This window comes from Pseudomonas sp. 8Z (assembly GCF_902506535.1).
Taxonomy (GTDB): domain Bacteria; phylum Pseudomonadota; class Gammaproteobacteria; order Pseudomonadales; family Pseudomonadaceae; genus Aquipseudomonas.
This window is the reverse complement of record NZ_LR733827.1, coordinates 1642726-1660941: the sequence shown is the minus strand read 5'-3', so window position 1 is coordinate 1660941 and position 18216 is coordinate 1642726. Positions and strand designations below refer to the sequence as shown.

General features: G+C 62.5%; 16 protein-coding genes. 8 read left to right on the top strand and 8 right to left on the bottom strand.

The genetic code is table 11. The features are described 5' to 3' along the window. Positions 1-104: 104 nt before the first annotated feature. Entirely contained in the window at positions 105-2255 is a 2151-nt protein-coding gene (gene katG / locus AERO9A_RS20535) for a catalase/peroxidase HPI (RefSeq protein WP_159973756.1), read from the top strand. Between the two features lie 132 nt (positions 2256-2387). Beyond that, complete coding sequence (gene bfr / locus AERO9A_RS20530; RefSeq protein ID WP_159973755.1) at positions 2388-2852, top strand: bacterioferritin; 465 nt, start codon at positions 2388-2390, stop codon at positions 2850-2852. Between the two features lie 61 nt (positions 2853-2913). On the opposite strand, the gene uvrA is transcribed toward bfr, so the two are convergent. After that, positions 2914-5751, bottom strand: coding sequence for an excinuclease ABC subunit UvrA (gene uvrA, locus AERO9A_RS20525; RefSeq protein ID WP_159973754.1), 2838 nt, complete (start codon positions 5749-5751; stop codon positions 2914-2916). Positions 5752-6003: 252 nt separating this feature from the next. Here uvrA and AERO9A_RS20520 point away from each other — a divergent pair, with 252 nt between their 5' ends. Beyond that, complete coding sequence (locus AERO9A_RS20520) at positions 6004-7398, top strand: MFS transporter (protein ID WP_159973753.1); 1395 nt, start codon at positions 6004-6006, stop codon at positions 7396-7398. A 12-nt stretch (positions 7399-7410) separates the two neighbouring features. After that, a complete protein-coding gene (gene ssb, locus AERO9A_RS20515) occupies positions 7411-7911 on the top strand; it encodes a single-stranded DNA-binding protein (RefSeq protein ID WP_159973752.1) in 501 nt (166 codons plus the stop codon). Between the two features lie 53 nt (positions 7912-7964). On the opposite strand, the gene gstA is transcribed toward ssb, so the two are convergent. Then, positions 7965-8570: a glutathione transferase GstA gene (gene gstA / locus AERO9A_RS20510; RefSeq protein WP_159973751.1), complete on the bottom strand. Its 606-nt coding sequence runs from the start codon at positions 8568-8570 to the stop codon at positions 7965-7967. Positions 8571-8586: 16 nt separating this feature from the next. On the opposite strand from gstA, the gene AERO9A_RS20505 reads away from it, so the two are divergent. Genes AERO9A_RS20505 through AERO9A_RS20495 form a run of 3 tightly spaced genes read left to right on the top strand, consistent with a single transcriptional unit; the run spans position 8587 to position 10972 of the window. Beyond that, entirely contained in the window at positions 8587-9165 is a 579-nt protein-coding gene (locus AERO9A_RS20505) for a helix-turn-helix domain-containing protein (RefSeq protein WP_256666018.1), read from the top strand. Between the two features lie 6 nt (positions 9166-9171). Further along, positions 9172-10056, top strand: a complete 885-nt coding sequence (locus AERO9A_RS20500; RefSeq protein WP_159973750.1) for a sugar nucleotide-binding protein — start codon at positions 9172-9174, stop codon at positions 10054-10056. After that, positions 10049-10972: an NAD-dependent epimerase/dehydratase family protein gene (locus AERO9A_RS20495; RefSeq protein WP_159973749.1), complete on the top strand. Its 924-nt coding sequence runs from the start codon at positions 10049-10051 to the stop codon at positions 10970-10972. The genes AERO9A_RS20500 and AERO9A_RS20495 overlap by 8 nt, the downstream gene beginning before the upstream one ends. Positions 10973-11037: 65 nt before the next feature. On the opposite strand, the gene AERO9A_RS20490 is transcribed toward AERO9A_RS20495, so the two are convergent. The 5 genes from AERO9A_RS20490 to AERO9A_RS20470 all read right to left on the bottom strand — a co-directional run bounded on the left by AERO9A_RS20490 (position 11038) and on the right by AERO9A_RS20470 (position 15141). Then, positions 11038-11730, bottom strand: a complete 693-nt coding sequence (locus tag AERO9A_RS20490) for an OmpW family protein (RefSeq protein WP_159973748.1) — start codon at positions 11728-11730, stop codon at positions 11038-11040. Positions 11731-11867: 137 nt separating this feature from the next. Then, the gene (locus tag AERO9A_RS20485) at positions 11868-12389 is read right to left on the bottom strand and encodes a DUF3299 domain-containing protein (RefSeq protein ID WP_159973747.1); all 522 of its coding nucleotides are present in this window, start codon (positions 12387-12389) and stop codon (positions 11868-11870) included. A gap of 57 nt (positions 12390-12446) precedes the next feature. Continuing rightward, a complete protein-coding gene (locus AERO9A_RS20480; RefSeq protein WP_159973746.1) occupies positions 12447-13712 on the bottom strand; it encodes an ABC transporter permease in 1266 nt (421 codons plus the stop codon). Between the two features lies 1 nt (position 13713). Beyond that, positions 13714-14421, bottom strand: a complete 708-nt coding sequence (locus AERO9A_RS20475; protein ID WP_159973745.1) for an ABC transporter ATP-binding protein — start codon at positions 14419-14421, stop codon at positions 13714-13716. A gap of 123 nt (positions 14422-14544) precedes the next feature. Continuing rightward, entirely contained in the window at positions 14545-15141 is a 597-nt protein-coding gene (locus tag AERO9A_RS20470; RefSeq protein WP_159973744.1) for a DUF2796 domain-containing protein, read from the bottom strand. A gap of 127 nt (positions 15142-15268) precedes the next feature. On the opposite strand from AERO9A_RS20470, the gene AERO9A_RS20465 reads away from it, so the two are divergent. After that, a complete protein-coding gene (locus tag AERO9A_RS20465) occupies positions 15269-15619 on the top strand; it encodes a hypothetical protein (protein WP_159973743.1) in 351 nt (116 codons plus the stop codon). Between the two features lie 188 nt (positions 15620-15807). On the opposite strand, the gene AERO9A_RS20460 is transcribed toward AERO9A_RS20465, so the two are convergent. After that, positions 15808-18210: a TonB-dependent receptor gene (locus AERO9A_RS20460; protein WP_159973742.1), complete on the bottom strand. Its 2403-nt coding sequence runs from the start codon at positions 18208-18210 to the stop codon at positions 15808-15810. Positions 18211-18216: the final 6 nt, after the last annotated feature.

Genomic DNA, 18216 nt, shown 5'->3' with positions numbered 1-18216 from the left:
GCTGTTGAAGTTCATAAATTGGTTCTCTCGCGAAAGCGCGACTACGCTTGTTCCATCGTCGGCCGCAGGCCAAGGGTCGACCCGATGAGGAGAAGGAGAGAACCATGTCGAATCAAGGTAAGTGTCCGTTCAATCATGTCGCTGGTGGCGGCACAACCAACAAAGATTGGTGGCCCAACCAGCTACGTGTCGATCTGCTGAATCAGCACTCCGCACGCTCCAACCCGTTGGATGAAACCTTCAATTACGCCGAGGCTTTCAAGAAGCTCGACTACCAGGCGCTCAAGGCTGATTTGGTCAAGCTGATGACCGATAGCCAGGACTGGTGGCCTGCCGACTTTGGGCATTACGGCCCGCAGTTTATCCGTATGGCCTGGCACTCCGCTGGTACCTATCGCACAACCGATGGCCGTGGCGGTGGTGGTCGTGGTCAGCAGCGTTTTGCGCCGCTCAACTCCTGGCCGGATAACGTCAACATCGACAAGTCGCGTCGCCTGCTGTGGCCGATCAAGCAGAAGTATGGCCAGTCGATTTCCTGGGCTGACCTGTACATCCTTGCCGGTAACGTCGCGCTGGAGTCAATGGGCTTGCGTACTTTCGGTTTCGCCGGTGGTCGTGAAGACGTGTGGGAACCGGATCAGGACGTCAACTGGGGCGCCGAAGTTGCCTGGCTGGGTGTCGATCCCAAGCGGGTCAACGACGACCGTGAGCTGAGCGCTCCGTTTGGCGCGACCCATATGGGGCTGATCTACGTGAACCCGGAAGGTCCGAATGCCAGCGGCGATTACTTGGCTGCAGCCAAGGACATTCGCGCTACCTTCTACCGTATGGCTATGGATGACGAGGAAATCGTCGCCCTAATTGCTGGTGGTCACACTTTTGGCAAGGCTCATGGTGCCGCGCCCGAATCGCACAAGGGGCCGGAGCCTGAAGCCGCGCCTATCGAAGCGCAGGGCCTGGGATGGAATAGCAACTTTGGTAGTGGCTTTGGCAAGGACACGGTTTCCAGTGGTCTGGAAGTGACGTGGACGACGACGCCGGCCCAATGGAGCAACAACTTCTTTGAGAACCTGTTCGGTTTCGAGTGGGAGTTGACCAAGTCGCCTGCCGGTGCCAAGCAGTGGGTAGCCAAAGACGCGCCGGAGATCATTCCGGACGCCCATGTGCCGGGCAAATTCCACAAGCCGACCATGCTCACCACTGACCTGACCATGCGCTTCGACCCGGAGTTCGGCAAGATCTCCAAGCGCTTCCTGGATGATCCTCAGGCCTTTGCCGATGCATTCGCTCGTGCCTGGTACAAGCTGACTCACCGCGATATGGGGCCGAAGGCGCGTTACCTCGGCCCGGAGGTGCCGCAAGAAGACCTGATCTGGCAAGACCCGTTGCCGGCTGCTATGCACAATCCGAGTGCTGCCGATATCTCGGACCTGAAGGCGAAGATTGCTGCCTCCGGTCTGTCGGTTGGTGATCTGGTCTCCGTGGCCTGGGCTTCGGCATCCACCTTCCGTGGTGGTGACAAGCGCGGTGGCGCCAACGGTGCGCGCCTGGCTTTGGCGCCGCAGAAGGATTGGGCTGTCAACCAGCGGGCAATCCAGGTGTTGCCGAAACTGGTCGCGATCCAGCAGGCTTCCGGTAAGGCATCGCTGGCTGATGTGATCGTGCTGGCCGGTAATGTCGGTGTCGAACTGGCGGCCACGGCTGCTGGTGTGACGGTGGATGTGCCGTTCGCGGCAGGTCGTGTCGATGCGCGTCAGGACCAGACCGATATCGAGTCCTTCGATGTGCTGGAGCCGGTCGCAGATGGCTTCCGTAACTACAGCAAGGGCAACCTTGGCGTGCCGACCGAGGCGATGCTGGTCGACAAGGCGCAGATGCTGACCTTGACTGCGCCGGAGCTGACCGCGCTAGTTGGTGGTCTGCGTGTGCTGGGTGCCAACCATGATGCTGGCCAGCATGGCGTGTTCACCGACAAGGTCGGCGTGCTGTCCAACGATTTCTTCGCCAACCTGCTGGATATGGGCATCGAGTGGAAAGCCACTGATAGCAGCAGCGAAGTGTTCGAGGGGCGTTCGCGTCAGGATGGCCAGGTGAAATACACGGCTACCCGTAACGATCTGGTGTTCGGCTCCAACTCGGTGCTGCGTGCCTATGCCGAGGTGTATGCCAGTGCTGATGGCAAAGAGAAGTTGGTCAAGGACTTCGTTGCCGCCTGGACCAAGGTGATGAATCTGGATCGTTTCGATCTGGCCTGACCCTGACGCGCACCGTTTGGTGTGAGTGACACACAACGCCTCCTACGTGGAGGCGTTGTGCTTTTGCTTGACCGTAGCGCGAGTGAGGTGGAGCATTGAGCCTTGCTAATAAATGCAACAGGGATCGCCCGTATGAAAGGCCACACAGAAGTCATCGATTACCTCAAAAATCTGCTCAAGGGTGAGCTGGCCGCGCGCGACCAGTATTTCATCCACTCGAGGCTCTATGAGGATTGGGGCTTCAGCAAACTCTACGAGCGCATCAATCACGAGATGGAAGAGGAAACCCAGCATGCCGATGCGCTGCTCAAGCGCATCATTTTCCTCGAGGGCGTGCCGGACATGGCGCCCAATGCCTTCAAGTTTGGCCAGAGCGTGCCGGAGGCATTGAAGCTGGATCTGGCGCTGGAGTATGAAGTGCGCGCGGCCCTGAGCAAGGGCATTGAGCTGTGCGAGAAGCACCAGGATTACCAGAGCCGCGATATTCTCTTGGCTCAGCTCAAGGACACCGAGGAAGACCACGCCTACTGGCTGGAGATCCAGCTCCAGTTGATCGACAAGCTGGGGCTGGAGAAGTACCTGCAAAGTCAGATGTGAGCCGCAAGCGGCAAGCTACAAGGAAAAGCCAGAGCTAATGCTCTGGCTTTTTGTTTGGCTCTTACTTGCCGCTATCTCTTTCCAGCAACGGCTTGAGGAAGTGCCCGGTGTGCGAAGCCGGATTGGCCGCCACTTCTTCCGGGGTGCCGGTGGCGATGATCATGCCGCCCTTGGAGCCGCCCTCGGGGCCGAGATCCACCAGCCAGTCGGCGGTCTTGATCACGTCCAGGTTGTGCTCGATCACCACTACAGTGTTGCCGTGGTCGCGTAGACGATGGAGCACGTCGAGCAGTTGCTGGATATCGGCGAAGTGCAGGCCGGTGGTCGGCTCGTCGAGGATGTACAGGGTCTTGCCGGTATCACGTTTGGACAGCTCGCGGCTCAGCTTGACCCGCTGCGCCTCGCCGCCGGACAGGGTGGTGGCGCTTTGGCCCAGCTTGATATACGACAGGCCCACATCCATCAGCGTTTGCAGCTTGCGGGCGATGGCCGGCACGGCATCGAAGAATGCGCGGGCGTCTTCGATGGTCATGTCCAGCACTTCGGTGATGCTCTTGCCCTTGTACTTCACTTCCAGGGTTTCGCGGTTGTAACGCTTGCCCTTGCACACGTCGCACGGCACGTAGATGTCCGGCAAAAAGTGCATCTCCACCTTGATAACGCCGTCGCCCTGGCAGGCCTCGCAGCGCCCGCCTTTGACGTTGAAGGAGAAGCGCCCAGGCCCGTAACCGCGCGAGCGCGACTCCGGCACGCCGGCGAACAGCTCGCGGATCGGCGTGAACAGGCCGGTATAGGTGGCCGGGTTGGAGCGTGGCGTGCGGCCAATCGGGCTCTGGTCGATATCGACCACCTTGTCCAGATGCTGCAGGCCGTCGAACGAGTCGTGCGGGGCGGCTTCCAGGGTGGTAGCGCCGTTGAGCGCGGTGGCGGTGATGGGAAATAGGGTGTTGTTGATCAGCGTCGACTTGCCCGAGCCGGACACACCGGTGACGCAGGTGAGCAGGCCCACCGGAATCTCCAGGTCGACCTTGCGCAGGTTGTTGCCGCGCGCGCCCTTGAGTTTCAGCGACTTCTTCTTGTCGCGCGGGGTGCGGGTTTCCGGGTAGAGGATCTTCTTGCGCCCGGACAGGTAGCTGCCGGTCAGCGACTGCGGGTCAGCCATCACTTCATCAGGCGTACCCTGGGAGACGATCTGCCCGCCGTGTACGCCGGCACCAGGGCCGATGTCGACCACGTAGTCGGCCAAGCGAATGGCGTCCTCGTCATGCTCGACCACGATTACCGTGTTGCCCAGGTTGCGCAGGTGGGTGAGGGTGCCCAGCAGGCGTTCATTGTCGCGCTGGTGCAGGCCGATGGACGGCTCGTCGAGGATGTACATGACGCCGACCAGGCCGGCGCCGATCTGGCTGGCCAGGCGAATGCGTTGAGCCTCGCCGCCGGACAGGGTGTCGGCGCTGCGGTCGAGGGTCAGGTAGTCGAGGCCGACGTTGACCAGAAACTGCAGGCGCTCGCGAATTTCCTTGAGGATCTTCTCGGCGATCTCGCCACGGCGGCCGGTCAGGTGCAACTCGCCAAAGTAATCGCAGGCCTCGCCCACCGGCAGGCCGGTGACGGCGGGCAGGGTCTTTTCGCCGACCCAGACGTGCCGTGCCTCACGACGCAGGCGGGTGCCACGGCAATCGGGGCAGGGCTGGGTGCTGAGGAACTTGGCCAACTCCTCGCGCACGCTGGTCGACTCGGTTTCGCGATAACGCCGTTCGAGGTTGGGCACGATGCCTTCGAAGGGGTGCGAGCGTTTGACGATGTCGCCACGGTCGTTGAGGTACTTGAAGTCGACGTTCTGCGTGCCGCTGCCGAACAGAATCACCTTTTGGTGCTCGGCGGCCAGCTCGTCGAACGGCACTTCCAGGCTGAAGCCATAGTGGCCGGCCAGCGAGCCAAGCATCTGGAAGTAGTAGACGTTGCGTCGATCCCAGCCGCGAATGGCGCCCTCGGCCAGGGTCAGCTCGCCGTTGACCAGGCGTTTGACGTCGAAGAACTGCTTCACCCCCAGGCCGTCACAGGTCGGGCAGGCGCCGGCTGGGTTGTTGAAGGAGAACAGCTTGGGTTCCAGCTCGCTGATCGAGTGGCCGCAGTGCGGGCAGGCGAAGCGCGCGGAGAAGATGATCTCGTCGCCCGGCTCATCGTCCATCGGGGCGATCAGGGCGATGCCGTCGGCCAGCCTGAGGGCGGTTTCGAAGGATTCGGCTAGGCGCTGCTGCAGGTCTTCGCGCACCTTGAAGCGATCCACCACCACGTCAATGCTGTGCTTCTTCTGCTTGTCCAGCTTGGGCAACTCGTCCAACTCATGCAGCTTGCCGTTGACCCGTGCGCGGACGAAGCCCTGCGCACGCAGCTCTTCGAACACCGACAGGTGCTCGCCCTTGCGCTCGCGGATGACCGGGGCGAGCAGCATCAGCTTGCGCCCTTCCGGTAGGGCCAGTACCTGATCGACCATTTGGCTGACGGTTTGCGCCTCCAGCGGCACGTCGTGATCCGGGCAGCGCGGTGTGCCGACGCGGGCGTAGAGCAGGCGCAGGTAGTCGTAGATTTCGGTGATGGTGCCGACGGTCGAGCGCGGGTTGTGTGAGGTGGATTTCTGCTCGATGGAGATGGCCGGGGAAAGCCCTTCGATGGTATCGACGTCGGGTTTTTCCATCATCGACAGGAACTGCCGCGCATAGGCCGACAGCGATTCGACGTAACGGCGCTGTCCTTCTGCGTAGAGCGTATCGAAGGCCAGCGACGACTTGCCGGAACCGGACAGGCCGGTAATCACGATCAGCTTGTCGCGAGGTAGGGTCAGGTCGATGTTCTTGAGGTTATGGGTGCGGGCGCCACGAATCAGGATCTTGTCCACGGAAAAACCTCTAAAGCGATCTGCGTTGCGCAAGCATCTGCATGGCCTGTGAGCGGCTCGGGCGGCAGCCAGCATCGGCTACTTGCGTCGACGGTTTCACCAGGGCGTTTCTAGCGGCGGGCCGCAATAGAGCCTGGCGAACGGAAAACGGTCGAGTATAGGGCCAGGCGACACCCTGCGGCAAAGTGAGTGCCTGTATCGGCGCGGTGAGGGCTGCTAGAATCCGCGGCTGATTTTCATGGGGCATTTTCCATGCACGATTCCCATAGTGACCGCATGAGTGGCAGCGAGACTCGCGCTGCCGGTGGCTTGGCCCTGGTTTTTGCCTTCCGCATGCTGGGCATGTTCATGGTGCTGCCAGTGTTGGCTACTTACGGCATGGACCTGGCCGGCAGCACCCCGGCACTGATCGGTCTGGCTATCGGCGCCTACGGCCTGACCCAGGCCGTGCTGCAAATTCCCTTCGGCATCATCAGTGACCGCATCGGCCGACGCCCGGTGATCTATGTCGGGCTGCTGATCTTCGTCGCCGGTAGCATTCTGGCGGCCAATGCCGACTCGATCTGGGGTGTGATCGCCGGGCGCGTGTTGCAGGGCGCTGGTGCCATCTCGGCGGCGGTGATGGCGCTATTGTCGGATCTGACCCGTGAGCAGCACCGCACCAAGGCCATGGCCATGATCGGCATGAGCATCGGCCTGTCGTTCGCCGTGGCCATGGTCGTCGGCCCGTTGCTGACGCGCGCGTTCGGCCTCTCGGGGTTGTTCTGGGTGACGGCGGGCATGGCGCTGCTGGGCATCGTTATCGTCGCCGGCATCGTGCCGAAGAGTGCCGGGTCGTTGCAGCACCGGGAGTCCGGCGTAGCCGCGCAAGCGTTGTGGCCAACCTTGAAGCACGCCGACCTGCTACGCCTGGACTTCGCCATCCTGGCGCTGCACGCGGTGCTCATGGCTAGCTTCGTGGCCTTGCCGTTGGCGCTGGTGGAGCAGGGCGGTCTGCCCAAGGAGCAACATTGGTGGGTGTACCTCACCGCACTGCTGGTCGGCTTCTTCGGCATGGTGCCGTTCATCATCTACGGTGAGAAGAAGCGCCAGATGAAGCGTGTGCTGCTCGGCGCGGTGACGGTGTTGCTGGCCTGCGAGCTGTATTTTGCCGTACTCGGCCACAGCCTGCGGATGCTGGTAGTGGGGATCGTGGTGTTCTTCACCGCCTTCAACCTGCTCGAAGCCTCGCTGCCGTCGCTGGTCAGCAAGGTGGCGCCGGCTGGTGGCAAGGGCACGGCGATGGGGGTCTACTCCACCAGTCAGTTCCTCGGCGCCGCACTGGGTGGCATCCTTGGCGGCTGGCTGTACCAGCACGTCGGTCTGAACGGTGTGTTCATCGGTTGCGCCCTGCTCTGTGCGATTTGGCTGGCCATTGCTGTTACTATGCGCGAACCGCCGTATGTGACCAGCCTGCGCCTGCCGCTCGATGCTGCGGCACTGGCCGATGTCGGACTGGTCGAACGCCTCAAGGCAACGCCGGGAGTGGCGGACGCCGTGGTGGTGGTCGATGAAGCGGCCATCTATATCAAAGTGGATACCCAACAACTGGATCGTACGTCCCTGGAGCGCCTGATCGCGGCAGCACCGGCGGCGTGCCAAGCCTAGTAGGAGAACGTTATGGCCCGTGGGGTTAACAAAGTCATTCTGGTGGGTAACGTCGGTGGCGACCCGGAAACTCGCTACATGCCCAACGGCAACGCCGTGACCAACATCACCCTGGCCACCTCCGAAAGCTGGAAGGACAAGCAGACCGGTCAGCAGCAGGAGCGTACCGAGTGGCACCGCGTGGTGTTCTTCGGGCGTCTGGCGGAAATCGCCGGTGAATACCTGCGCAAGGGCTCGCAGGTGTATGTCGAAGGCAGCCTGCGCACCCGCAAGTGGCAGGGCCAGGATGGTCAGGATCGTTACACCACCGAGATCGTGGTGGACATCAACGGCCAGATGCAATTGCTCGGTGGCCGTCCGGGTGGCGATGAAGGCGGTGCGCCGCGTCAGTCGCGCCCGGCACCGCAGCGTGAGCCGCAACAGTCGGCTCCGCGTCAGGAGCGCCCGGCACCGCAACAATCTCAGCAGCCAGCACCGGACTACGACAGCTTCGACGACGATATTCCGTTCTAAGCGATCGAGCCGATACGAAAACCCCGAGCTAGCTCGGGGTTTTCTTTTCGGTCTCAGATCAGGCCTTCTGCCTTCAGCGCTTCGACCACCTTCGGGCGCGCGCCAATGCGGGCACGGTAGGCCTGCAGGCTTGGCCACGTGGACAGCGAGAAGCCGAGCCTGTCGGTCCAGCCGAGGACGGTGAACAGGTAACCGTCAGCCACGGTGAAGCAATCACCGAGCAGGAACTCGCGCTCGCCGAGTTCGCCGACCAGCCAGTCCAGGCGTTTGCTCAGCAGTGCTTGTGTGGCAGCCTTCCAGTCCTGGCTTTGCGCCGGGTTGAGCATACTGCCCATGGGCTTGTGCAGTTCGCTGGATATGAAACTCAGCCAGCTTTGCAGTTCGTAGCGCGCTTCGCTGCCGTTGGCTGGGGCGAGGCCGCTTTCAGGCTTGAGGTCGGCAATGTATTGCACGATTGCTGCGCCTTCGGTCAGCACTTTACCGTTGTCCAGTTTCAAGGCGGGGATGTAGCCCTTTGCGTTGATCTGGGTGAAATCGGCGCCCGAGGCGGTGCGCTTGGTTTGCAGGTCGACGGCTTCTATCTCGAATTCGATACCGGCTTCGCGCAGGGCGATATGCGGCGAGAGCGAGCAGGTACCTGCTTTGTAGTACAGCTTCATACGGGATTCCTTGTGCGTGAGTGGAGTAGAAGCGCGAAAGAGCTTACTCTTTGCTTTCTTCTGGGCAAGTACCCACCTTTTGGTAAGTTTTGGAGTACCTTCGATGGCTGATGATGGCTCGTCTGGCAATGTGTTCAGTGGCGCTTGCCCGGCGCGCCATGTTCTAGCCGTGATCGCGGACAAATGGGCGCTGTTGCTGATCCATGCGCTTTCGCACGGCGGCACCTTGCGTACTGCCGAATTACGTCGGCGTGTCGAGGGTATTTCGGAAAAAATGCTGATTCAGACGATTCGTCGCCTCGAACGCTTTGGTTTGGTGGCGCGCCAGGCCTACGCGGAGGTTCCGCCACGGGTTGAGTATTCGCTGACGTCGTTGGGACATTCGCTCAGTGATCCGATCAAAGCGCTCGACCGTTGGGTGGAGTGCAACGTGGCCGAGATCGCGCGGGCGCAGCAAACCTTCGATCAGGCCGCTGGGCATGACGCCGATCCGCTGCAGTGTGCGATGCAGGGTGACGATTTTGGGGAAAACCAGCAGAATGTCGGCCATCATCGCCGCCATACCGGCAGGCAGAACAATTCTGGAGTCACCTGAGCCACCATGCGTATGCGCCTGATGCTGCTGGGCGGCGGTAGTGCCCTGGGGCAAGCGCTGATCCGTCTCGGTGCCGAGGACGATATCGGCTTCCTGGCACCACGCCCGCCAGAGGGCGGCTGGAATGCCGCCAACCTTACCGAATTGCTTGACGAAACTCGGCCCGATGCACTGGTCAATCTGGCCTATTACTTCGACTGGTTCCAGGCCGCCGCGGTGGACGATGCGCGCCTGCAGACACAGGAACGGGCTGTCGAGCGTCTGGCGGAGCTGTGTCAGCATCACGCTATTGTGCTGCTGCAACCCTCCAGTTACCGCGTCTTTGACGGTGCGCGCGCCACGGCTTATAGCGAGAAGGATGAACCCGTGCCGCTTGGCTTGCGTGGCCAGGCGTTGTGGCGTCTGGAACAGAGCGTGCGAGCGAATTGTCCACGGCACGTCTTGTTGCGCTTCGGCTGGTTGCTCGACGACAGCCGCGAGGGTGTGCTTGGGCGCTTCCTGCAGCGTGCCGAACAGGGCGAGGCGTTGCATCTGGCCGACGATCGACGAGGCAACCCGACGCCTGTAGACGACGCGGCTCGCATCATTCTGGCGGTGCTCAAGCAGCTCGATTGCGAGTCACCGCTATGGGGCACCTATCATTATGGCGGGCATGAGGCGAGCACTTCGCTGAGTCTTGGCCAGGCGGTGCTGAGTGAGGCGCGTCATTATCGCAACAACCTGCCAGAGCAGGTGCTGGCGCAGGCGCATGCGGCACGTGCTGACGCATTAGACGAGCCGCAACACGCGGTGCTGGCTTGCAAGAAAATTTTTCATACCTTCGGTATCAAACCGCGTGCCTGGCGTACGGGGCTGCCGAGCTTGCTGGATCACTATTACCGTCATGGCTGAGATTCTCGTAACCGGCGGCGCTGGTTTTATTGGCTCGCATCTGGTCGATGCTTTGCTGGCCGCAGGCTATCGCGTGCGTGTGCTGGACAACCTGAGCATGGGCAAGCGCGAGAATCTGCCGTTGGCCAATCCGCAATTGCAGTTCATCGAGGGTGATGTGGCGGATGCCGAGCGGGTCGCACGGGCTGTGGTCGGCTGCGATGCCGTGGCGCACCTGGCCGCGGTCGCTTCGGTGCAGGCTTCTGTGGATGACCCGGTGGCGACGCACCAAAGCAACTTCATCGGCACTCTGAACGTCTGCGAAGCCATGCGCCGTCACGGCGTACGTCGCGTGCTGTTCGCCTCCAGCGCCGCTGTTTACGGCAACAATGGCGAAGGTTGCGCCATCGATGAGGACACCGCCAAGGCGCCGCTGACGCCCTACGCGGCGGACAAGCTGGGCAGTGAGCACTACCTGGACTTCTATCGCCGCCAGCATGGCCTAGAGCCGGCGGTGTTCCGTTTCTTCAATATCTTCGGGCCACGCCAGGATCCCTCTTCGCCGTACTCCGGGGTTATCAGCATCTTCACTCAGCGCGCGCAGCAGGGCTTGCCGATCAGTGTGTTTGGCGATGGTGAGCAGACCCGTGACTTCTTCTATGTCGGCGATCTGGTCGCGCTGCTGATGCAGGCGCTCACGGCCGAGCAGGTCGAGCCGCTGCCAGTAAACGTCGGCTGGAGCCAGGCGGTCAGCCTCAAGCAGTTGTTGGCCGAGATTGGAGCGCTGTGTGGCGGCTTGCCTGCGGTGACGCATCTGGCGCCGCGTGCCGGGGATATTCGTCATTCGCGCGCCGATATCACCCGACTCAGTACGCAATATCGCTTGCCGCCGCAGACGCCGCTGCGCGAAGGGCTGGCGCATCTGCTAGGCCTTTGAGGCCAAGGCCTGCACCCAGAATGCAAGAAGCCGGCGATTGCCGGCTTCTTGGTTTTCGGGAGGGCTTAGAACTTGTAGCCCAGGCCGACCATGTACACGTACGGATCGACGTCCACGTCTACCTTGGCACGGACGTTAAGGGCGGTGTTGTTGACATAGGCAGTGGTGTCGATGTCGATGTAGCGCACCTGGGCGTTGATCAGCAGATTGTCGGTCAGCATGTAGTCGGCGCCTACCTGCCAGGCCAGCCCCCAGGAGTTCTTGGCGCGGAAGTTGTCGAAGCCGTTGGCGCTGGCGGCGCTGCCGACGTGTTCGTCATAGATCCAGGTGTAGTTGATACCGGCGCCGACGTACGGCTGGAAGGCCGATTTGGCGTCGAGCGGGTAGTACACCAGGCTCAGGGTCGGCGGCAGGTGCTTGAGGGTGCCCAGCTTGCCGTTGGCGGCGGCCAGTGAAGTGTCTTTGATCTTCACGTCATGCTCGAATGGCGTGGCGGCCAGCAGTTCGATACCCAGGTGATCGGTGACCATATAAGCGAAGTTCAGACCCAACTGAGTGTCGCTGCTCATGGTTGCCTTGCCACCCAGATTGGCGCCAGCCAGACCGCCGCGGTCGACCTTGACGCTGGAGGAGTCGGCGTCCGGGTTGACGGTGATGGCACCGGCGCGGATGAGGATGTCGCCGGCCTGGTGAGCCTGCGCCATGGGGGCGGCAACGGCGAGGGCGAGCAGTGAGGCAGTGAACAATGACTTGTACATAGCGAACTCCAGTCGAGTCGAGTGTCTTGGCTGGAATCAATGCTAAGCCAAGCAACGATTCGCTTTTTGACCTGGCTCAATAGATCGGCGTGGAGGGGTGTGGCGTTTTGTCAGTCACTGTCGCTCGCTGGCAAGATTCAACTGTCGGGCAGTTCGTAGACGTAGATCTTGTCCGCTTCCATCTGGTAGCCGACCTCCGCCAGTTCGCTGCTCATGTGTTCCACCTTGACCACGCCTTCGATCCAAAACGGTTGGTACAGCGCATCGAGCATCACACCGAGTTCGCTGGTGACGTGCACGATTTGGTTCGAGGGCGGTGGCGGTACGTGAATGCAGGCGCCGAAGTAGGGCACCAGGAGAAACTCGGTGACGCGGCCTTCGTCGGTCACGTCCAGCGGCACGATATAGCCGGGTAGCTTGATGTGCTGACCATTGAGCGCTTTGACCACCGGCGCGGCGGGCGATTGCTGAGTGGCCGCAGGGCCAGACTCGGATAGGGTGTTGGCCAGTTGCGAGAGATCGTGGATGGGCGTCGGGTCGACCTTCTCGGGCGGAGCGTCCGGGGGAATCAGATCGGACCAGTTCAGTTCGCGTACCTCGGCAGCGAACAGTGGCAGGCTCAGCGTCAGCAGCAGGGTGGCAAGCAGGCGGCGGGACATGAAATACCTCGTTGCAGAAGCGCCCGCGCAGTCTACGCGAGGCGCTCTGTTCTTGCCTTACAGGCGGATCGACAGGCCGTCGGCCAGTGACTGCCGATAGGCGCGCCAGGCTGGCACGCTGCCCATCAGCAGGGCGGCCAGCAGGATGCCGCCGAGCAGCGTCCACTCGTAGCTCGTCGGTGCACTTAGGGCTAGATAGAGGCCGTAGTTGGCCTGCACGAAGCCTTGTGCGCTGGCGATGCCCAGGTACAGCAAGGCCAGGCCGAAGGCCACGCCGGCCAGGGCCAGGGCGAAGGCTTCCAGCACCAGCAGGCTGGCGATATGCCAGGGGCGTGCGCCGACCGAACGGAGGATGGCCATTTCCCGGCGGCGTTCGTTGAGGCTGGTGAGAATCGCCGTGAGCATGCCGATCAGGCCGGTCAGTACGACGAACAACGACACCACGAACAGTGCCTGCTCGGCGGTGCCCATCAGGCTCCACAGTTCCTGCAGGGCCACGCCAGGGAGGATCGCCAGCAGCGGTTCGCCACGGAACTCGTTGATCTCGCGCTGCAGGCTGAAGGTGGCGATCTTGCTGTTGAGGCCGAGCATGAAGGCGGTGATCTGCTTGGGTTGCAGATCCATGGCGCGGGCTTGATCGGCGCTGATGCGCGCATCACCACGGGCGGGCATGCCGTTCTGCCAGTCGATATGCAACGCCTCCATACCGGCCAGCGAAATGTGCAGGGTGCGATCCACCGGTGTGCCGGTGCGTTCGAGGATGCCAACCACGGTGAAAGGCTTGTCCTCATGCTTGACCAGGCTGATGGTGGACACGCCGTGGGCCAGGACGATCTTCTGCCCCAGGTCGTAGCCCAGGGCGCTGGCTACCTCGGCACCGAGCACCACCTCGAACGGGTCGTCGGCGAACGGCCGGCCCTTCGCCAATTTCAGCGGTTGCGTGCGGGCGTAGCGGTAGTGCTCGAAATAAGCAGTGCTGGTGCCCATCACTCGGTAGCCACGGTGCGAGTCACCGAGGGAGATGGGGATGGCCCACTTCACCTGCCGGTGATTGGCGAAATGCTCGAAGCTATCCCAGCGGATGTTGTTGGTCGCGTTGCCGATGCGGAACACCGAATACAGCAGCAGATTCACGCTGCCGGAGCGGGCGCCGACGATCAGATCGGTGCCGCTGATGGTGTTGGCGAAGCTGGCGCGCGCCTCGGTACGCACGCGCTCGACGGCCAGCAGCAGGCACACCGACAGGGCGATGGCGAATACGGTGAGCAGCGCGGTGAAACGACGGTTGGCCAGGCTGGCCAGGGCGATACGCAGAAGGTGCATCTCAGACCTCGACAGGCTTGGCGGCGCGATTGAGTTCGGCCAACGACAGGTTGCGGTCGAACAGGGGAGCCAGGCTCTGGTCGTGGCTGACGAACAGCAGGCTGGCACCAGCGCCACGGCATTCGGCGAACAGTAATTGCAGGAAGGCCTCGCGGGCGTCGGCGTCCAGCGCCGAGGTGGGCTCGTCGGCGATCACCAGTTCCGGTTGGCCGATCAGTGCGCGGGCGGCGGCGACGCGCTGCTGCTGGCCGATGGACAGGCTGTCGGCGCGGCGTTCGAGCAACTCGGCGCGCAGGCCCAGGTGTTCGAGCAGACCGACGGCGGCTGCATCGACGCTGCCATGGCGCTGTATCGCCCGCTGCGCACGCGTCTGCGAGAAGCGGCAGGGCAGCTCGACGTTCTCGCGCACCGAGAGAAAGGGCAACAGGTTGAACTGCTGGAAGATGTAGCCGGTGTGGTCGACACGGAAACGGTCGCGGGCACTGGCCGAGAGCGCCGCCAGATCCTGGCCGAGTAGGCGGATATGCCCGCGCTGGGCCTTCTGCACGCCGCCGAGCAGGCCCAGCAGGGTGGTCTTGCCACTGCCGCTGGGGCCTTTGAGGAAAAGGGCTTCACCCTGTCCCAGGGTGAAGGCAGGGATGTCGAGTAACTCGGGCTGGCCAGGCCAGGCGAAACCGAGGTCGGACAGTTCGATCAGGGCTGAACTCATTGCACACTCGTTGGACGTCTTGGATGGCGCTGCATCTGACAGGTGCAGGGATATTACGCAGTTATTCAGCGCGAAACCGCGTCCTGCAGCCCTGGCACGCACTCGTGCCAGGGGCGGTAGGCGTCAGAAGCTCAGGCGCGGTTGCGCAGCGCTGAGTTCGGCGCCTTGCTGGCCGCTCGGGCCGATCAGTTGCACGTTGACCTTGTGAGTCGCGGGGAAGCGCTTGAACAGCTCGCTCAGATCCAGTTGCTTGAGGGCGTCGACCTGCTTGCAGGAGAGCTGGTAGCTGGCTTCGATATCGCTGTGCTCGTGCTCGTGCTCGTGCTCGTCAGCGTCGGCATGCTCATGCTCGTGTTCATCAGCATCATCGTCGTGGTGATCGTGGCCACCGAACAGCGGGCTTTCCAGTTCCTGCTGGGTCACCTGGCAGGCGCCAGCGGTCAGGCCGAACAGCTCGATGGGTTTCTCCAGTTCGGCTTTGGCAGCGGCGACCTTGGCCTTGTCCGCATCGCTCTTGGCGGCATGCTCGAAGCCGACGAAGTTCATCGCCGGGCTGTCGACCTGCAGTTCCAGGTTCTGACCGTCGAGGGCTACGTTGAGGCTGGCCACGCCATGCTCGTGCGCGCCGAGGCTGCCGTGTTCATGGTCGTGGTCGTCATGGGCCTGGACGACAGCCAGGGGCAGCAGGGCGAAGGGGAGGGCGAGCAGTAGGCGGCACATGGGTGGCTCCGTGACGGTTGAAATAGAGTGTTACGTTATAACAGTTTTTTTGTACGGCTGACCAGTGCGACTTGGCGCTTCGTTCAGCTCGTGGGAGCATGCGCGGCATTACCGGGGGAGCAAAAACATGGTGCGAATACGCGGACGCATAGGTGACTGGCCCGTTGACCTGACGCTGGAGCTTGATCACGAAGATTGGGCGCAGCTTGCGCAAGCTGTGCAGGGGGCGCCGTTGACGAGCATGCCGCCTGCCGCGCTAACGCCTGCAGCCACCACTGTAGGCGACGGCTTGTGGCAAACGGCCCTGCAACTAGTGCGTGATGCCGGGCAGATCGAAGGGCCGCGCCTGTTGGCGCAACTGGCTGCTTTGGCGGGTGGAGACGTGGCAGGCAAGCGCCTGTTGGTACGGCTGCGCCATTGCGCGCAGATCCGCATGGAGACCGGCGCAGATGCGCCAATCTATCACTGGCAGGGATAGCTATAAGCTGCAAGAAAGAGCATGGCTACTGGCTTTGCTTGTCGCCATGTAGAACAGGGGGTGACTAACGCGTCAGTCACCCTCGCCCCGCCGCCGTTACCCGACTAAGGCGTACCAGCCCTGCCGCATCTATCGAGCGCAGTGTGACGTTAGGCGGCGCAGAGACACCGAGGCCAGCCGACCAGCACTCAGAAATCCAGCGTGGCCGACAGTTTGAAGGTGCGTGGCGCGCCCTGGGTTAGGTAGCCGCCGTTGGCCGAAGCCCAGTAGTTCTTGTCGGCGACGTTCTCCAGCAGTGCATTGAAGGTCACGGTGTGCTCGTCCAGGCGGGTCTTGTAACGCGCGCCAAGATCCACCCGCGTCCAGGCCGGAATGCTGTAATCGTTGGCACTATCGACGAACTGCCCGCCAGTGCGCAACAACAGACCGTTGAGGCTCAGCCCCGGCGCACCCGGTACGTCCCAGTCGGCACCGACGTTGAACTGGAATTCGGGTACGCCGACGGCCTGGTTGCCATCGTTGCTGCCGCCTGCGGTACCGCGCAGCTCGGCTTGTGTCCAGGTCGCCCCGCCGAGCAGGCGCAGGCCAGTCAATGGCTCGCCGAACAGGCTCAGCTCGACACCACGATTGCGTTGCTCGGCATCCACTGCGTAGTAGCCATTGCCATCGGTCACGCCCTGCGGCTGTTCGATGCGGAACAGGCTCAGGTTGCCGCCGAAACGCCCCCAGTCGAGTTTCACACCCGCCTCGGTCTGCTTGGAGCGATAAGGCGCGAACATCGTGCCGCTGTTTTTAGCGCTATTGGGCGCGGTCGGCCCCTGCTGCAAGGCCTCAATGCGATTGGCATAGAACGACAGATAATCGGTGGCCTTGAACACCAGGCCGTAGGCCGGCGTGGTGATGCTTTCCTGGTAATTGGACGTACGCGCGCCACTGGCCGCACTCCAGGCATCGGCGCCGATGGTCTGCCGGCGCACGCCGAGCGTCAGGAGCACGCGATCATCAAAGAAGCCCAGCGTGTCAGAGACCGCCAGGCTCTTGTTCTGCACCTTGCCAGTGGTGTCCGGGTCATGCAGATCGCCAGAAGGCGTGCTGGCCGAGGGCTCAGAAACCGGCGAGCCGTCGTACAGATTGCCCTCCTCGCGATTGGCCGCACTGGTCGACTCGAAGGCGTTGCGCTTTTCCTGCCAGATACCGTTGGCCGCCAGGTTGACCCTGTGGCTCACCGAGCCGCTCTGCAGCTCGCCGCGCAGGCCCGTGGCCAGGCTCAAGGTTTCCTGGTCGAGTGGCGAATACAGGCGCCCGATGCGCGCCGCGCCATCGGCGCCGTACACGTAGTTGGAGGCATATACACCATTCTCCCGCGTGTACTTGCCACCGCCGCTGACATAGGCCGTCCACGACGGTGACAGGTCGTACTCGGCGCTGAACATGCCGTAGGTGTCTTCAAGTTGCGACCAGCTCCAAGGCTGGGCGTAGTTGTGTTTGGAGTCAGGCGCGTCCGGCACCTTGCCATTGAGGGTGGACGTGCTCCCCGTGGTGGTCAGGTAGACCACCGAGCGCCCCTCGTTCACCCGCTGCTTCTGGTAACCGATGTCCGCCGCCAGGCGCAGGCGCTCACCGCGATAATCGAGGGCCAGGGAAGCCAGGCCGAAGCGTGAATGCTCATCGTCGATGCCCGTTTCCCCTTCGCGTTGCGCCAGGTTCAGGCGTACACCGAAACGGTTGTCTTCGCCAAAACGCTGCCCCAGATCGAGATGCCCACCCACCCGGCTGTCGCTGGCGTAGTCGAGGGTGAAGCGGCGTGTCGGGGTGTCTTCGGCACGTTTGGACACCACGTTGATCGCCCCACCGACACCACTGCCGCCAGGCGCGACGCCGTTCAGAAAGGCATTGGCGCCCTTGAACACCTCGACCCGCTCGACCGATTCGGTGGAAATGATCTGCCGGGGCAGGATCCCGTACAGGCCGTTGAAGGCGATGTCGTCGCTGTACAACTGGAAGCCGCGCACGACAAAGACCTGGGAGAAGTTGCCGAAGCCGTAGGACTGGCGTACGCCTGGATCGCTGGCCAGTACGTCGGCCAGCGTCTGCGCCTGGCGTGTCTCGATCAGTTCCGAGGTGTAGCTGGAGAAGGCGAAGGGCACGTCTTGCATGTCCTGGTTGCCCAACACACCAATGTTGGCACCGCGCGCTACCTGGCCACCGGCATAGTGGCTCGGCAGGTCCGCACGACCATCGAGCTGACCACTGACATCAATGGCGCCCAACTCCAGCACGTCGCCGCTGGCGGGTGCGGGGATCAGCGTGACGGTACCATCGCTGCCAATGCTGAACGTCAGACCGCTGCCCTGCAGCAGCCGCTGCAGCCCGTCGCTGACGGAATAGTCGCCCTTGAGCGCACTGCCGCCACTCATGCCACGGGTCAGGCTGGCGTCGTACAACAGGCGAATGCCCGCCTGCTCGGCAAAATCGGTGAGCGCTGAATCCAGCGGCTGCGCCGGGATATCGAGTTCGACGGCCTGCACCTGAGCGGCAACGAGGCCGATAGAAAGGGCGATCAACGTCGGGATGAAGGGAATCGAACGCATGCGGGT

Bases quoted from the DNA above. Each gene is read 5' to 3' on its own strand.
- AERO9A_RS20460 (WP_159973742.1), bottom strand. From the start codon at position 18,210: ATGCGTTCGATTCCCTTCATCCCGACGTTGATCGCCCTTTCTATCGGC.
- bfr (WP_159973755.1), top strand. From the start codon at position 2,388: ATGAAAGGCCACACAGAAGTCATCGATTACCTCAAAAATCTGCTCAAG.
- katG (WP_159973756.1), top strand. From the start codon at position 105: ATGTCGAATCAAGGTAAGTGTCCGTTCAATCATGTCGCTGGTGGCGGC.
- AERO9A_RS20485 (WP_159973747.1), bottom strand. From the start codon at position 12,389: ATGTCCCGCCGCCTGCTTGCCACCCTGCTGCTGACGCTGAGCCTGCCA.
- AERO9A_RS20495 (WP_159973749.1), top strand. From the start codon at position 10,049: ATGGCTGAGATTCTCGTAACCGGCGGCGCTGGTTTTATTGGCTCGCAT.
- ssb (WP_159973752.1), top strand. From the start codon at position 7,411: ATGGCCCGTGGGGTTAACAAAGTCATTCTGGTGGGTAACGTCGGTGGC.
- AERO9A_RS20470 (WP_159973744.1), bottom strand. From the start codon at position 15,141: ATGTGCCGCCTACTGCTCGCCCTCCCCTTCGCCCTGCTGCCCCTGGCT.
- gstA (WP_159973751.1), bottom strand. From the start codon at position 8,570: ATGAAGCTGTACTACAAAGCAGGTACCTGCTCGCTCTCGCCGCATATC.
- AERO9A_RS20465 (WP_159973743.1), top strand. From the start codon at position 15,269: ATGGTGCGAATACGCGGACGCATAGGTGACTGGCCCGTTGACCTGACG.
- AERO9A_RS20520 (WP_159973753.1), top strand. From the start codon at position 6,004: ATGCACGATTCCCATAGTGACCGCATGAGTGGCAGCGAGACTCGCGCT.
- AERO9A_RS20480 (WP_159973746.1), bottom strand. From the start codon at position 13,712: ATGCACCTTCTGCGTATCGCCCTGGCCAGCCTGGCCAACCGTCGTTTC.
- AERO9A_RS20475 (WP_159973745.1), bottom strand. From the start codon at position 14,421: ATGAGTTCAGCCCTGATCGAACTGTCCGACCTCGGTTTCGCCTGGCCT.
- AERO9A_RS20500 (WP_159973750.1), top strand. From the start codon at position 9,172: ATGCGTATGCGCCTGATGCTGCTGGGCGGCGGTAGTGCCCTGGGGCAA.
- AERO9A_RS20490 (WP_159973748.1), bottom strand. From the start codon at position 11,730: ATGTACAAGTCATTGTTCACTGCCTCACTGCTCGCCCTCGCCGTTGCC.